At 70.7% G+C, this 14,716-nt stretch carries 16 protein-coding genes; 8 read left to right on the forward strand and 8 right to left on the reverse strand.

Annotation, left to right across the window (positions count from 1 at the left end):
* Positions 1–64: 64 nt before the first annotated feature.
* Positions 65–607, forward strand: coding sequence for a sigma-70 family RNA polymerase sigma factor (locus ACIBVP_RS12870; RefSeq protein ID WP_396106424.1), 543 nt, complete (start codon positions 65–67; stop codon positions 605–607).
* Positions 604–1,296 (forward strand): anti-sigma factor family protein, encoded by a 693-nt coding sequence (locus ACIBVP_RS12875; RefSeq protein WP_396106249.1) that lies wholly within the window; start codon positions 604–606, stop codon positions 1,294–1,296. The genes ACIBVP_RS12870 and ACIBVP_RS12875 overlap by 4 nt, the downstream gene beginning before the upstream one ends.
* Positions 1,297–1,320: 24 nt before the next feature.
* Here the strand turns inward: ACIBVP_RS12875 and ACIBVP_RS12880 are convergent, their stop codons facing one another.
* Positions 1,321–1,620, reverse strand: coding sequence for a hypothetical protein (locus tag ACIBVP_RS12880; RefSeq protein ID WP_396106250.1), 300 nt, complete (start codon positions 1,618–1,620; stop codon positions 1,321–1,323).
* A 241-nt stretch (positions 1,621–1,861) separates the two neighbouring features.
* On the opposite strand from ACIBVP_RS12880, the gene ACIBVP_RS12885 reads away from it, so the two are divergent.
* The 5 genes from ACIBVP_RS12885 (at position 1,862) to ACIBVP_RS12905 (ending at position 8,427) form a co-directional block, all read left to right on the forward strand.
* A complete protein-coding gene (locus ACIBVP_RS12885; protein WP_396106251.1) occupies positions 1,862–2,023 on the forward strand; it encodes a hypothetical protein in 162 nt (53 codons plus the stop codon).
* Positions 2,024–2,036: 13 nt separating this feature from the next.
* Entirely contained in the window at positions 2,037–2,762 is a 726-nt protein-coding gene (locus ACIBVP_RS12890) for a DUF4142 domain-containing protein (protein WP_396106252.1), read from the forward strand.
* Positions 2,759–3,598 (forward strand): ferredoxin, encoded by an 840-nt coding sequence (locus tag ACIBVP_RS12895; RefSeq protein WP_396106253.1) that lies wholly within the window; start codon positions 2,759–2,761, stop codon positions 3,596–3,598. The genes ACIBVP_RS12890 and ACIBVP_RS12895 overlap by 4 nt, the downstream gene beginning before the upstream one ends.
* Positions 3,595–6,885 carry an FAD-dependent oxidoreductase gene (locus ACIBVP_RS12900; RefSeq protein ID WP_396106255.1) on the forward strand — a complete coding sequence of 1,097 codons (3,291 nt, stop codon included), beginning with the start codon at positions 3,595–3,597 and terminating at the stop codon, positions 6,883–6,885. Before ACIBVP_RS12895 ends, ACIBVP_RS12900 begins: the two co-directional genes overlap by 4 nt.
* A gap of 237 nt (positions 6,886–7,122) precedes the next feature.
* Positions 7,123–8,427: an acyl-CoA dehydrogenase family protein gene (locus tag ACIBVP_RS12905; RefSeq protein WP_396106256.1), complete on the forward strand. Its 1,305-nt coding sequence runs from the start codon at positions 7,123–7,125 to the stop codon at positions 8,425–8,427.
* A gap of 60 nt (positions 8,428–8,487) precedes the next feature.
* Here ACIBVP_RS12905 and ACIBVP_RS12910 read toward each other — a convergent pair whose 3' ends face one another.
* The 6 genes from ACIBVP_RS12910 to ACIBVP_RS12935 all read right to left on the reverse strand — a co-directional run bounded on the left by ACIBVP_RS12910 (position 8,488) and on the right by ACIBVP_RS12935 (position 13,407).
* Positions 8,488–9,063: a GAF domain-containing protein gene (locus tag ACIBVP_RS12910; protein WP_396106257.1), complete on the reverse strand. Its 576-nt coding sequence runs from the start codon at positions 9,061–9,063 to the stop codon at positions 8,488–8,490.
* Positions 9,060–9,668 carry a GTP-binding protein gene (locus ACIBVP_RS12915; RefSeq protein WP_396106258.1) on the reverse strand — a complete coding sequence of 203 codons (609 nt, stop codon included), beginning with the start codon at positions 9,666–9,668 and terminating at the stop codon, positions 9,060–9,062. The genes ACIBVP_RS12910 and ACIBVP_RS12915 overlap by 4 nt, the downstream gene beginning before the upstream one ends.
* Entirely contained in the window at positions 9,646–9,957 is a 312-nt protein-coding gene (locus ACIBVP_RS12920; protein WP_396106259.1) for a DUF742 domain-containing protein, read from the reverse strand. The genes ACIBVP_RS12915 and ACIBVP_RS12920 overlap by 23 nt, the downstream gene beginning before the upstream one ends.
* Positions 9,958–10,025: 68 nt before the next feature.
* A complete protein-coding gene (locus ACIBVP_RS12925; RefSeq protein WP_396106260.1) occupies positions 10,026–10,442 on the reverse strand; it encodes a roadblock/LC7 domain-containing protein in 417 nt (138 codons plus the stop codon).
* Positions 10,427–12,181, reverse strand: a complete 1,755-nt coding sequence (locus ACIBVP_RS12930; RefSeq protein ID WP_396106261.1) for an ATP-binding protein — start codon at positions 12,179–12,181, stop codon at positions 10,427–10,429. Before ACIBVP_RS12930 ends, ACIBVP_RS12925 begins: the two co-directional genes overlap by 16 nt.
* A 149-nt stretch (positions 12,182–12,330) precedes the next feature.
* A complete protein-coding gene (locus tag ACIBVP_RS12935) occupies positions 12,331–13,407 on the reverse strand; it encodes a J domain-containing protein (RefSeq protein WP_396106262.1) in 1,077 nt (358 codons plus the stop codon).
* A 142-nt stretch (positions 13,408–13,549) separates the two neighbouring features.
* Between ACIBVP_RS12935 and ACIBVP_RS12940 the strand changes: the two genes are divergently transcribed.
* Positions 13,550–13,906: a DUF427 domain-containing protein gene (locus ACIBVP_RS12940; RefSeq protein WP_396106263.1), complete on the forward strand. Its 357-nt coding sequence runs from the start codon at positions 13,550–13,552 to the stop codon at positions 13,904–13,906.
* Here ACIBVP_RS12940 and ACIBVP_RS12945 read toward each other — a convergent pair.
* A complete protein-coding gene (locus tag ACIBVP_RS12945; protein ID WP_396106264.1) occupies positions 13,893–14,699 on the reverse strand; it encodes an alpha/beta fold hydrolase in 807 nt (268 codons plus the stop codon). The two genes, ACIBVP_RS12940 and ACIBVP_RS12945, sit on opposite strands and share 14 nt — an antisense overlap.
* Positions 14,700–14,716: the final 17 nt, after the last annotated feature.

Genomic DNA, 14,716 nt, shown 5'->3' on the forward strand with positions numbered 1-14,716 from the left:
CGACGTTGCTTCCAGTACCCTGCTCATCGACCGGCCACTTGGGCAGGTGATGGCGGCCGTGGCAATGATCGGCAGACGTTCCCGCCGCGCGCGTGCCGCGAACCCGGCCGAGGACCTCATCAAGTCCCTCTACGCCGAACACGGCCGCAGCCTGCTCGACTACGCGACCCGGCTGACCGGCGACCGCGCCGCGGCCGAGGACGTCGTGCAGGAGACGTTGCTGCGGGCGTGGAAGCACGCCGACGCGCTGCAGTCCGGTGTCGGGTCCGTCCGGGGCTGGCTCCTCACCGTGGCGCGCAACCTCGTGACCGACCGGGCGCGGGCCCGTGCCGCCCGGCCCACCGAGGTCAACCAGCCGATCGACGTGCCCGCCGCGCAGCGCGACCACGCGGACACGGTCGTCGACACGATGACCGTCATGGGGGCGCTCGAAGGTCTGTCGCCTGAGCACCGGGCCGTGCTCGTCGAGCTGTACTACCGAGGGCGGACCGTGAACGAGACCGCCGCCGTGCTCGGCATCGCGCCGGGTACGGTGAAATCGAGGACGTATCACGCGGTCCGCGCACTGCGGGCGACGCTCGGCCAGTCGGGGGAGGTGCGCCGATGACCGGTCCCGTGCACGACCGGGCGCAGCTCGGCGCCTACGCACTGGGCGTGCTCGACCCGGTCGAAGCACGGCAGGTGCACGAGCACCTGGCCACCTGCCTGGACTGCCAGCGCGAAGTCAACGAGCTGATGATGATCCGGCGGGCACTGGACCAGGTGCCCCCGGAGGCCTTCGTCGACGGCCCGCCCGAGGACGGCGACCTGCTGCTGCGGCGCACGCTGCGCCAGGTCCGCGACGAGGCACCGGCCCGTCGCCGCTTCTCGGCCGGTTTCGCGGTCGCGGCCGCCGTGGCGGTGGCCGTCGCGCTCGGCGGCGGCATCCTCATCGGCCGGGAGACCGTGTCCACGCCGGTCGCCCAGCCGCCCACGTCCACGCTGCCGTCGAACGCACGGCTCGCCGAGGCCACCGACGCCGGTACCGGCACGTCGATGAACATCGCGCTGGAGCCCAGGAAGGGCTGGGTGTGGGTGAACGCGACCGTGACGGGTCTCGACGCCGGTCTGCACTGCGAGATGTACGTGGTCACCAAGGACGGCAAGGACGTCCTCGCGGGCGGTTGGCTCGTGTCCGAGGACGCCGCCACCGCGGGCACCAAGCTCGAAGGGACCGCGGACGTCCCGCCGGACGAGGTCCGGGCCGTCGAGATCCGCACCCGCGATGGCCAGACGATGGTCTCGGTCCCGCTCTGACGCGACAGGCTGACGACGCAGGGGTCATCGCTCGACGAGGCGCACCTTGACCTGGTGGTTGTGCTCGGTATGCCAGACGACCTCGCCCGTGACCCGGTCGCCCAGCGAGGGCAGTTCGGCCCCGCGGGGCATCGCGGTGATCTCGGCCAGGGCCACGGTGTCCGGGGCGTCGTCGACGCGGATGAAGACGCCGAACGGCTGGCGCCCGACCACCTCCCCGGCGACCGGCGCGCCGACCGGGAAGTCGGCGACCGTCGCGGGCCACGCCCGGAGTACCCGGTCCGTCTCCCAGACGCCCTTGTCAGGCCAGGTGTAGTCGTTCATCGCCGATCAGTATGGGGTGGCTTCTGTTCGGACGCCAGGGGATAACTGGCGGCCGCGCGCCCTCCGGCGTCACACCTGATCACGGCAATGTGACCCACGTCACACATCTCCGGATGGGTGATCTGAACGTAGGTGCCGTTACCAAACGTATATACGGGTAGCACCTGCAACGAGGCGTGCCAGAAACAAGAATCTTGACGCGGCGTAATCGTTCTGATATCTACTGCAGAGGAGTTCATCCATGAGGATGCAGAGCTCTAGAGTTGCCGGACTTGCTGTGCTGGCAACGATCTCCGCGCTCCTCCTCGGCGGTTGCCAGCTGCGCGAAGGTGCCGCCAGTGAGTACGGCGAGCCGCAGGGCATGGCGAAATCGGTCGGCCAACACGAATTGGGCGGAAACTGAGTCGGCCAGAACCATGCGACGCAGAATTGTCCGCTGGTCCGTTGCCGTGTTCCTCGTGCTCCTCGGCGCCGTCTGCCCGGCGGTCGGTGTCGCCATGGCGAGCGCGAGCCAGGCGCAGCCCGACCGGCAACAGACCGCGCAGACCATCTCCGCGCTCGACCGCGAGTTCCTCACGGTGATCAACTTCGCGAACCTGTGGGAGATCCCCATGGGCGAGCTCGCCGCCGAGCGCGGCAACTCCCAGTCCGTCCGCGACACCGGCGCCGTCCTCGCCGCCGACCACACCAAGCTCGACGGCGCGGTGCGCCGGCTCGCCGACCGGTTCGGCGTCCCGCTGCCCGACACACCCTCGTCGTCCACACAGGCGTGGATGGACGAGATCTCCGCCAGGACCGGCGACGACTTCGACATCACCTTCGCCAACCGGCTGCGTGCCGCGCACGGCACGGTGTTCGGGCTGATCGCCGAGGTCCGCGCAGGCACCCGCAACCCGGTCATCCGCGACTTCGCGACCCAGGCCAACGACATCGTGATGAAGCACATGACCCTGCTCGAGGGCACCGGTCACGTCAGCGCCGACCACGGCATGTTCGCCGAAGCCGCGGCCCGCCAGATCAGCTATCCGGAGAACTCGTTGACACGTGGCGACCTTCTGCTCGCCGGCGTCGTCGCCGTACTCATGGCGGCGGCCACGATCGGCATCGTGCGTACCTTCAGCGCACCGGGGCCCGCCGAATGATCGACATCGCGCTGCCACAGCACGACATCGGCGTACGTGAGGTCGCCGCCCTGTCGGCCCGGGCCTCCTACGTCTTCATGTGCCTGACGCTGTGCTGGGGCGTGCTCACCGCGACCGGCTGGATCAAACGGCTCACCGGTCACCAGGCCATCCGCTCCGCGCACATGATCCTCGCGACCTTCACCCTCGCGACCGGCATCGCGCACGCCATCGTGTTCCTGTTGCTGCGGGAACAGGGCCTGGACGTCTTCGGCATCGCCGTGCCGTTCTCCGGCACGTTCCGGCACGCGCTCGGCATCCTCGGCCTCGAGATCATGGTCGCGATCACGATCACCACCGGCATGCGGCGGTTCATCCGCTACCGCAACTGGCTGCGGTTCCACCAGCTCGCGTACGTCGCGGTCGGCATGGTCGTCGTGCACTCGTGGTTCGGCGCCATCCACAACGGCCACCTCGCGCTGCTGTGGCTCGGCGGCATCACGGTGCTTACCCCGGCCGTGACGCTGACCGCGCTGCGGTTCCTGCCACCGAAGACGCTGATCCGCGCTGGGCTCCTCGCCGGGGCCCCCGCCACCACCGGCACCCAGCTGGCGGTCGTCGAGCCGCCGCCACCCGGCCCGCGCGTCGGGCGCAAGGTGCAGGTGAGCGTCGACAACCAGCGCTGCAAGCGGTACGGCATCTGCCAGGCGGAGTCGCCGCAGCTGTTCCAGCTCATGGAAGACGGACGACTGCGCTACGTCCGTGACCCCGACACAGACAGCCGCGCGCAGGCGCAGGCGGCGGCACGGTCCTGCCCCATGCAGGCCATCCAGTTGCAGGAGGTACGCACCCGATGAACCGGGACGAACGGATCGTCGTGGTCGGCGCGGGCCTGACAGGTCTGCGCACCGCGGAACGGCTCCGTGAGCTCAAGTTCGAGGGCGAGATCATGATCCTCGGCGACGAGAAACTGCCGCCGTACCACCGGCCCGCGCTGTCCAAGCAACTGCTCATGGGCACGCTGCGGTCGAGCGACCTCACCCTGCCCGCGTACGAGGACCTCAACGCCAAGTGGCGGTTCGGCACGCAGGTCCGGCAACTGGTGCCGCACAACAAGGTCCTGCACCTGCCCGGCGGCGAGGAGCTTACCTACGACGGTCTCGTCATCGCGACCGGAGTGGAAGCCAAGCGCCCGGGCGGCCTGCCGTACTACGACCCGCGCGTGCTCGTGCTGCGCACCATGGCCGACGGGCTCGACCTGGAGCGCGTCATCGGCTCGACGAAGGGCCGTGTCGCGGTCGTCGGCGGGGGGTTCACCGGCTGCGAGATCGCGGCGAGCCTGCGGCACCTGTCCCGCGAGGTGACACTCATCGGTCGCCAGAACACGTTGCTGGGCAACGTACTCGGTCCGGAGCTGGGCGCGTGGCTGACCAACCTGCACCGCGACCACGGCGTCGACCTGGCGCTGGGCAACTCGGTGCAGGAGTGGTCACCGGGCCCCGAGGGCATCGGCCTGCGGCTGACCGACGGCTCCACCCTGCTCGCGTCCTGTGTGATCGTGGCCGCGGGCACCGTGCCACTGACCGGCTGGCTGCGCGGTTCCGGTCTGCCGCTGGACAACGGCGTGGTGTGCGAGCCGACGTGCCACGTGGTCGGTGCCGAGGACGTCGTCGCCGCCGGTGACGTCGCGCAGTGGCCGAACCTGCGGTTCGACAACGTGCCCCGTCGCGTCGAGCACTGGCTGAACGCGGTCGAGATGGGCCGCGCCGCCGCGGAGAGCCTGCTCGCGGGCCGTACCGAGGCCGAGCCCTTCACGCCCATGCCGCGTTTCTGGACCGAGCAGTACGGCGTCCGCATCCAGGCGGCCGGCATGCCGAAGCTGGGCAAGGACATCATCACGCTCGGCACGCCCGACGAGGGCACCGGCACCGTGTACGGGTACTCGAAGGAAGGCCGCCTGATGGGGGTGGTCGGCCTGGACTGCCCGTCCTCCGTGCTGGCGTGGACCGACAGCGTCAGCAGGCAGAACCCGGTGCCGCGCCCACGTACCACCCCGGCCGAGAAGACACCGGCCGTGAGCGTCGGCGGCCAGGCGAAGCGCGGCAAGGGGCGGCATGCGCTGCCGCCCAAGGACAAGCAGCCGCACCGTGCGGACAAGCGCGAGCACGAGATCGCCTACGTCGAGGAACCGCCGCGGCCCGTCGGCGTCGGCACCGGGCCGGTCCCGTCCGGACGGCCGAAGAACGTGGTGGACTCGTTCAGCCGCATGCTGCCCGTGAAGGTCCGACCGGGCGCGGGCCCGATGCCCCCGTCGAACCGCGGCCAGGTGCGGGGCGCGCCGGTTCTGCCGCCACCGCCGTTCAGTGCGCAACCGAACGGTCGGCCCGCGCTCGGCCCCGCGACCGGCGGCCGTGTCATGCCGCCGCAGTTCCGCGCCCCGAACGGCATGCCGGAGCCGCTGAGCGGACGGCTCAGCCCGGCGGACGCGCTCGCGATCGACGTGACCGGGCAGATGGCGCTCCTCGACGCGAACGGGCACGTCCGCCCGCCGGAGTTCCACGACCCGGTCGGCGAGACCATGGTCGAGGGTGTGATACCGCCGGTGGGCCGCGGTTCGGACGGGTCGTTCGCGCAGCTGCCACCCGACCCGTTCGGCCGGCCGCACGCCCACGGTCCGCAGGACTCCGTCGGCGGCATGCCACCTGTTCGCCGGGGAGCCACCGACCCGCGCGGCGTAATGCCGCCCGCGCGGCGGGGTGCGGTGGCGCCTGCGTCGTTCGGTTCGGAGGGTTCGCCGGGCGGGATGCCGTCTGTTCGGCGGGGTGTGGCGGATTCGCATGGTGCGCTGGCACCCGGATCGCGTGGGCCGGAGGGCTCGTTCGAGGGCTTGGCGCCTGCTCGGCGGGGTGCGACTGATGCACGAGGTGTGGCGGCGCCCGCGTCGTTCGGTTCGGAGGGTTCGTCGGGCGGGATGCCGTCTGCGCGGCGGGGTGTGGCTGATGCGCGCAGTGCCATGGCGCCCGGATCGCGTGGGTCCGAGGGCTCGTTCGAGAGCATGCCTCCTGCTCGGCGGGGTGCGGTGGATTCGCATGGTGCGCTGGCGCCCGCGTCGCGTGATCCGGAGGGCTCGTTCGGTGGCATGCCTCCGGCGCGCCGGGGTGCGGCCGAGTCGCGCGGCGCGATGCCGCCCGCGTCGCTCGGTCCGGAGGGTTCGTCGGGCGGGATGCCACCTGCGCGGCGGGGTGTGGCTGATGCGCGTGGTGCGGTGGCGCCTGCGTCGCTCGGTTCGGAGGGTTCGTCGGGCGGGATGCCACCTGCGCGGCGGGGTGTGGCTGATGCGCGTGGTGCGGTGGCGCCTGCGTCGCTCGGTCCGGAAGGTTCGTTGGGCGCGATGCCGCCTGCTCGGCAGGGTATGGCTGATTCGCGCACCATGCCGCCCGCGACGCTTGGGCCGGAGGATTCGTTCGGGGGTATGCCGCCCGCGCGGCGTGATGCGGCCGACTCCCGTGGCGCGATGCCGCCCGCCCGGCGCGGTGAGGACTCGTTCGGGGGAATGCCGCCCGCGCGGCGGGGAGCGGCCGACTCGCGCGGTGCCATGCGGCCCGCCTTTCGCGAGGACCCGTTCGGCGGCGTGCCCGCCGCACGGTGTGGCCCCGCGGACTCGTTCGACGCACTGCCCCCGGCGCGGCGGCCGCGGTCCGACCGCCGTGGTGGGGCCCGCGCCGGTGCCGCGGGCTTCGGCCGCGACGACGCGCGTGGCCCCGAGGACCCGTTCACCCCACTGGCCGCCGCCGTAGGGGATTCACTCGATCGGATGCCGCCGGTCGGGGGAAGCGCGGACGAGACCACCGTCGACGGCATGGCGCCTGCCCGGCGTGCCGCGGGTGGTCCGACCAACGGCGGCCGGGCCGCGCGGCGACGGGCCGAGGAACGCCTCTCCCGCACCCTGGACCCCGCTCTGAGCAGCATGCGACTGGTTCCCGCGCTGCCCAGCATGGACGACGCGTTCGACCGCGTCCCGAAGCACAGCAGGCCGGACGACGACTACCTCGTCCACCCGCGCTTCGGGCCGGAGGACTCCTACGACCGGATGCCCGCCGTCGATCGTCCTGTTCGGTCCTCCGGCGGACGGCGCCACGCCTGACCCACGCCTGACCTCCCTCAATGCGGCCGCGTGTCGCCCTGGTACGACAGGGTGGCACGCGGTCTGTCCTTTGTGGATGATCACGTTCCGCAAGAGAGATCACTGCCAGTAGTCAGGAGTTATTCTCGTCACCATTAAGGAGGTACCGCTTTGGTCTGATCAGTGGCAAAGTTGTGCGGCGCAAACAACTAACGGGGAGTTCGTGTTGATCTGTGACGAAACGTCGAGGACCGTCCAGTGACCACCATCGCAACCCCAATGACCGGCTATTTCACCACGCCGCAACACGAACGGCTGCGTGAGCACGTCCGCGACTTCGCCGAGGTGAAGGTCGCGCCGCGCGTTGGGGACATGGAGGCGGCCAAGGCCGTCCATGTCGAGATGTCCCGGCTGATCGCCCAGCAGGGCTGGCTGGGGGTCACGATCGACCCCAGGTACGGGGGAATGGGCCTGGGGCATCTGGCCAAGGCGATCATCATCGAGGAGTTGTCGCGGGTCAGCGGCGCGATGGGCGCCATGGTCCAGGCCTCCCAGCTGGGTGTCGCCAAGATTGTCCACTTCGGCAACGAGCAGCAGAAACGGCGGTGGCTGCCGCTGATCAGCGAAGGCCGTTGCCTGCCGACGATCGCTGTGACGGAACCCGAATCCGGTGGACACGTACTCGGCATGTCCGCTACCGCCAAACGGGTGGGAAACGACTATTTCCTGAACGGCAAAAAAGTGTTCGTCGGGAACAGTCACGTCGGCGACCTGCACGGCGTCGTGGTCCGGACCGGACCGGGTTCGCGCGGCCTCTCCGCCTTCCTCGTCGAGTCGACGGCGCCGGGCCTGTCCCTCGGCAGCCACCAGCCCGCGATGGGACTGCACGGGTTCAGCTTCGGCGAACTCATCTTCGAGAACTGCCGTGTCCCCGCGGAGAACCTGCTCGCATCCGAAGGGGACGGGCTCGCGGTCGCCTACTCGTCGAGTGTCCTCTACGGACGCCCGAACCTGACCGCGGTGGCGCTCGGCATCCACCGCGCGATCGTCGAGCAGACCCTCGAGTTCGCCACGGCGCAGACCCGCTACGGCAAGCCGCTCGCCGAACTTCCCACGGTCAAGCAGAAACTGGGTCAGATGCAGTCCCAGCTGATGACCGCGAAGCTCGCCGCGTACCACGCCGCGCACCTGCTCGACGAGGGCCTGCCGTGCGACGCGGAGCTGATCAGCGCGAAGCTCCTCAACGTCGAGTCCTCGTTGGACAGCGCGAGAACGGCGATGGAGGTGCACGCCGCCTACGGGCTCTACCCGGGCAGCAACATCGAGCGCTTCCTGCGCGACGCCAACCACATCTACGCGCCTGCCGGCACGTCGGACGTCCAGCGGGTCCGGCTCGCGGAGGTCGCGCTCGGCCAGTACCGCGAGCAGTGGTCGGCCCGTTTCTCCGAACAGCTCCGCGCGAGCAGCGGCCTGCTCAACCGGGTGGCCCGCGTCGCGGACGAACCCGTCACCCACGAACCGAACGGCCCGGCGACCACCCCGTCCCGCTGGTGGCGCCGGTGATGCCCTGAAAGACGCTTTCACGGCTCTCAACGTCCCGAAGCGTCCTTCAGGGCATGACCCTCAGCGGAGCTGCTGTTCCTTGCGGTGGATCAGGTCCACGACCTCGGCCGCCATGGACTTGATCATCTCGAGGCCGGGACGGCCCCAGTTGCTCTCCTCCGTGTTCACCACGCAGATCGTGCCCAGCGCGGTGCCGGTGCGGTCGATCAGCGGCGCGCCCATGTAGGCGCGCACCCCGATCGAGTTCACGACCGGGTTGACCCCGAACCGCGGGTACGCGCACACGTCGTCGAGCACGAGCGCCTTGCGCCGCACCACGACGTGCGGGCAGTAGCCGTGCTCGCGGGACATCGTGCGACCAGGAGCGGCGTGCGTCGCGGACGACGCCGCCTCGAGCGCGTCGGACTTCGCACTGTCCGGACCGTACAGTCCAGCGAAGTACTGCTCCTCGTCCCCGACGAAGTTCACCATCGCGTACGGCGCGTTCGCGGCCGTGGCGAGACGGGCGGCGAACTGGTCGAACTCCGAGTCCGGCCGGGTGCCGAGACCGAGCTGCGCCAGCCGTGCCAGGCGCTGGGGGATGTCGGGGTCGTGCGGGGCCTTCAGCAGGCGGGGGTCGAGGATGTCGTGGTTCAACGTGGACTCCGCATCATCTGGGGTGTGGCGGCGGCACGCGTCGTCGCCAGAACGGTTTCGAGCAAGGTGATCAACGCCAGGCTCGCCGAACGCGTGTTGCGCGCGTCGCAGCGGACGAGCGGGACGTGTGGCTTCAACGCGAGCGCCTTGCGGACCTCCGCCTCGTCGTAGCGGTAGGCGCCGTCGAACTCGTTGAGTGCCACCAGGAAACGGATCTCGCGCCGTTCGAAGAACTCGATGGCGCCGAAGCAGTCGGCGAGCCTGCGGGTGTCGGCGAGCACCACCGCGCCGACCGCGCCGAGGGACAGCTCGTCCCACATGAACCAGAAGCGGTCCTGGCCCGGCGTGCCGAACAGGTAGAGCACCAGGTTCTGGTCGCGGAAGGACAGTCGGCCGAAATCCATGGCCACCGTCGTGGTGGCCTTGCTCTCCACCCCGGCGACGCTGTCGGTCGACGCGCTCGCCGCCGTCAGCGTCTCCTCCGTGGTCAGTGGCTCGATCTCGCTCACTGCGCCGACGAACGTCGTCTTGCCGACGCCGAAGCCGCCCGCGACAAGGATCTTCACCTGGTTGGGGAACAGCTCAGACGAACCGTCGGAGGCCATCGATCACCGCCTCCAGAATCGCCGGGTCGTTGGAATAGGACTCGCGCGGTGCGAACTTCGCGATCACCGCGCCCAGTTCGATGAGGTCGGACAGGACCACCTTGGTCACCGTGACGGGCCGGTGCAGCAGGGCCGCGATCTCGGCGACCGAGGTGGGGGACTGGCACAGCTCCAGGGCTTTCGAGTGCTCGACGCCCAGCCTGCTCTTTCCGACCATGCCGCGGCCGGTCGCCCGCACCAGTGACATCAGGTCCAAAGGTGTGCTCGGCCGGGTTCTTCCGCTGGTCATCGCGTACGGCCGTACGCCGAACAAGTCGGGGGCCTCCGTGGAAGTCGTCTCGTCCGGACCGATCATCGTCAACGCGTTCCATTGCCCTGGTGCGCGACGTGGTAGCGCGTCGGCGTCGTCAGCACCGCGGGCACCTGCGTGCACAGGCGCTGCATCTCGTAGCTGAGAATGCCCGCGTCGACCTCCCGGGCGGCCAGCACGGCCAGCACGCTCCCGGCGCTCGCGGCCGTCACGAACAGGATGATCTCGTTGAGTTCGGTGATCACCTGCCGGACGCCGTCCGAGCCGTCCTCGGAGAACTTCTTGCCGACCTGGTTGGCCAGCGAGCACATGCTGCTGGCGAGCGCGGCGAGCCGGTCCGCGCCGTCGATGTCCAGCCCGTACCAGTACTTCGGGATGCCGTCCACCGACAGCAACAGCGCGCTGTGCGTGTCGGGTACCGCCTCAACCAGCCGGCGGAGCAGCCAGTTCAGGTCGTCGGCCATGTCGTGGAGTCTCCTCTGTTCGTCGCGTCTCGGTTCTGCTCCGCGAGCCAGTGGTCCCGGCCCGCCTGGACGGTCTTCATGAGGTTGGTGTTGTGCCCCGGGACCGGCTTGGTCAGCTGCGGCGGTTCGAGCAGCTCCTCGCGCAGGTGGCTCCCCTTGCGCTGCGGAAGCGGCGGCGGCTGGTCCCCGGCGACGACGCCGGGGTCGGCGAGCTTGGCGGCGTCCTCGGGGGAGATGCCGCCGCTGCCACCGGCACGCAGGTCGTCGTAGGACCGGCCGGGTGCCCGCACGGGCAGCGGCGGCAGGTCCGCGTCGGAGGTGTCCTCCTCGGCGGCCTCGGCCGGTGCCGGGCGGGGCGTCTGCTGGGGGCGGATGGGCCCGAGACCGGGTGCCGAGGCGGCGCCGACGGTCGCGGTGGGCACGGGGAGCGGCGCGGGTACGACCGTGGGCGCCGGGGTGGCCGGAACCGGGGTCGCCGGAACCGGGGTCGTCGGGGCGGGGGCGGACCGGGGCGTCGGCGAGGGCTTCTGGACCGGCGACAGCGACGGCGACGAGGCCGTCGACTCCGCCTGCTCCCGCTTCGCCGGGGCGCGGTGCCGTGGTTCGGCGGTGGGCTCCGTCTCGCTCAGCAGCTGCGGTGGGATGACCACGGCCGCCGCGATGCCGCCGAAGATGTTCGACTGCAGGCGCACCCGGATGTCGTGGCGGCGCGCCAGCTCGCGGACCACGGCGAGGCCGATGCGGCCGTCGGTGAGCAGCTCCGAGATGTCGATGCGGGTCGAACCGTCGAGCAGGTGGTTGATCCGCTCCAGGTCCTCGTAGCTCATCCCGAGGCCGCGGTCCTGCACCTCGATCGCGAGGCCCGCGGTCACCTTCTGCGCGCGGACCTCGACCTTCGGGCCGTCCGGCGAGGTGAAGCGGGTCGCGTTCTCCAGCAGCTCGGCCAGCAGGTGGATGATCTCGGCGACCGCGTGACCGTGGATCTCCACGTCCTCGACCGGCACGATCGCGATCTGCCGGTAGTGCTCGGCCTCGGACACCGCGGCGAGCAGCACCGAGTACACGCTGACCGGCCGGGTCGACCTGCGTTGCGGCGCCTCGCCACCCAGGACGGCCAGGTTCTCGCCCTGTCGCCTGGCCAGCGTGAACAGGTGGTCGACCTCGTAGAGCCCGTTGAGGAGCTCCGGGTCCTCGTTCTCCTGCTCCAGCTCGTCGATCCGCTTGATGGCCCGGTTGATGAGGGACTGCAGGCGGCGCGCCAGCTTGACGAACACCTCGCGGCGCTGGCCCGGATCGTCGCTGAGCACGACCTGTCCCTCGCCGGGACGGCCCCACAGCGGCGCGGGCTCCGGTGCGCGGGTGACCACCTCGACGACCGGCGGTTGCGGCTTCTGCGCCGGCGGCAGGGCCGGTGCCGCCGCGGGCAGCGGCGTGACGGGGCGTGGCGCCGGTCTGCGGGCGAGCGGGGTGACCTCCCGGGTGGCCGACATCGCGGCCAGGACCGCGACGAGCACCGCGACCACACAGCCCGCGACGACGCTGACCGAGACGGTGAGCGCGCTGCCGCTGCCCGTCGCGAGCATCAGCACGCCCGCGCCACCGCCGAGCACGACGACGGTGAGGAGGAACAACCCGATGTGCAGAAGTCTGGTCTGCAACCGTTCGATGCCGTCCGCGTAGGCGGCCTGCGTGTCGTTCTCCACCCTGATTCCCCACGGTGGGGTAGGCGTCTCGGACATCGGGTCCTTCCTGTGCGAGAGGCGGCGAACGCGAACCGACGCGCGTCGGACGGAAAGCGCAGCAGACTCTACCGCAAACGGACTAGTGAACTTTGGCCCTGTGCTTGGAATTTCGCGTTACCACACCCGGTTCGCGGCAACGTCGCAGTTCAGCCGGGGGACACGACCTGACGCAACAGCGTGGAGAACATTTCGCGCTCCACAGTGGACGGTTCGGCGGCCAGCCAGGCGCCGATCTCCCGGACGAACCGCTCCGGTGTGTGTCCGAGCCCGTCGCCCACGGTGATCGTCCCTGCTCGGCTGGGGTAGATCAGCAGTGCGCCACGGATTTCCGTGTCAGGCAACAGCGCGCGGTACACGGCGAGCCGGGTCGGCAGGCTCACCGTCCCGCCGCGGAACGGGCGCCCGTTGCGCAGCACGTCACCGGAGTTGTCGACGTCGTAGTGTCCCGGCAGCCACGACTTCGACTCGATGAGCACGAGCCGGCGACCGCACAGCACGGCGTGGTGGAGGTCGGCGAACACGGAACCCTCTTCGGCCGCGAGTCCATGGCAGACGCGGACACCCGGGATGCGCGTCAAATACCGCGCGAGCAGGTCGGCCGTCAACCGTTCCGCGGCCTCGTCTTCTTCCTGGCCCGGTGCGCCGAACACCTTCCGGTCGCCGAACTCCGCGGTGAACTCCCTGTCCACCCGCAGTGCCGCGAGGTGTCTCCGTCCACATTCGACGGTCGCCGCGCCGCCGACCAGCAGGAACAAGATCAACAACCAGGACGGCGCGCCGAGAAGACCCGTTGCTAGCACAACGAAAGCGGTCGCACCAGCCGCCATCAGGGTGACCGTCCTGCTGGGACCGCTCGTCGGTTCGAGCACGACCTGCCGTTCCCGGCGCACCTCGTCCCACCACGGGATCGTGTCGGGCTCGATGACCGGCAGGGTCGGCACGTACCGGGACGTCTGCCGAGGTCCGCGCGTGCGCACCGGCGGCGGTGGGGGCGGCGGCTCCGGTTCCGGTTCGTACTCGTCTCCGCGGTCGTAGTCGGCGCGCCGCTCGGGGTCGGTGAGGGTGTCGTAGGCCTCCCGCAACAGCCGGAACGCACCCGCGGTGCCGCCGGTGTCGGGATGCATGGCCTTCGCGAGCGCCCGGTACGCGGACCTGATCTCCGATGACGACGCGTCCGGAGCCACGCCGAGCAGTTCGTAGTAGTCGATCCCGCGCACCAGCACCGCCGTTCGTCACGTCCTCGCGCGGCACAAGGTTAAGGCCAGCCCGCGGCGGGCGGGCACGAGGTGGCCACGCGTCACCGCATCGGTGGACCCCGGGAACAACCCGCGCCCGCCGGGACTTGAGAAAGGTATGTCCCGTGAGATGAAGACACCCGGCCCGGACCACCCGATCACCGTCGAGAAGAACCCGGCGCGGGTCACCGTCCGGGTGGGCGACCAGGTGGTGGCGGACACCACCGCGGCGCTCGTGCTCCAGGAGTCGAACTACCCGCCGGTGCAGTACATCCCGCTGGCGGACGTCGACCCGGCCGCCATCAGGCCGACCGACACCAGCACCTACTGCCCGTACAAGGGCGACGCGTCGTACTACACGCTGGTCACGCCCGCCGGCGAGGAGAAGGACGCGATCTGGACCTACCGCACCCCGTACCCGGCGGTCGCCGGGATCGCCGACCACGTGGCCTTCTACCCGAACAAGGTGGAGATCACGCAGAGTTGAGCCGCAGCCACGCCAGCGCCCGCTGAGCGTGGTCGAGCACGGAGACGTGCCCTTCCCCCGGTACGAGCCGCAGCTCGGCGCCGGGGATGTGGCGTGCCATCCATTCGCCGTGGGCCGCCGGGACCATGCGGTCCTCGGCGCCGTGCACCACCAGCGTCTTCGCCGTGATCGTGGCCGGGTCGAAGCCCCACGGACGCACGTAGGCGAGGTCGTCGTCGACCGGCGCGGACGGGTCGCCGGCCAGGGCCGGGCCGACGACCTTGCCGAACCACGACCACGTGCCCTTCAACGCCGCCCAGTCGGCCGCCGTGAAGTCCGGGTCACCACCCTCGGCCGCTTCCCGTGCCGCGCGGTCGGTCGCTGCCGCCCGCAACGTCGCCGCGCTGTTCGGACCCATGCCCGCGAACCAGTCGAGGCCCGCCGCGCCGAACGGGGCGAGGCCCGAGATCGCGACGACCGCGCGCACCCGGTCCGGCAGGAGTGCCGCGCACGCGAGCGCGTGCGGGCCACCACCCGAATGGCCCAGCAGAGCGAAAGTTCCGACACCGAGCGCGTCCGCGACCGCCTCGACGTCCGCCGCCGCGGACGCGATGTCGCGGCCGGGAGCAGGCGACGATCCGCCGTATCGCGGCCGGTCGTACGACACCCAGCGCAACCCTGGTTCGAAAAGCGGCTCCGGGGGTAGCCCCGTGTTGGGAGTGCCGTGGTGCCAGAAGACGACGAGGTCGCCCTGCTCGGTGTCGTACGTGTGCAGCGTCCGCCCGTCCGCGAGACGCAGGTCGGTCTCCTTCACGAACCGGCACTGTAGCC

Source organism: Actinophytocola sp. NPDC049390, assembly GCF_044466355.1.
Classification (GTDB): domain Bacteria; phylum Actinomycetota; class Actinomycetes; order Mycobacteriales; family Pseudonocardiaceae; genus Actinophytocola.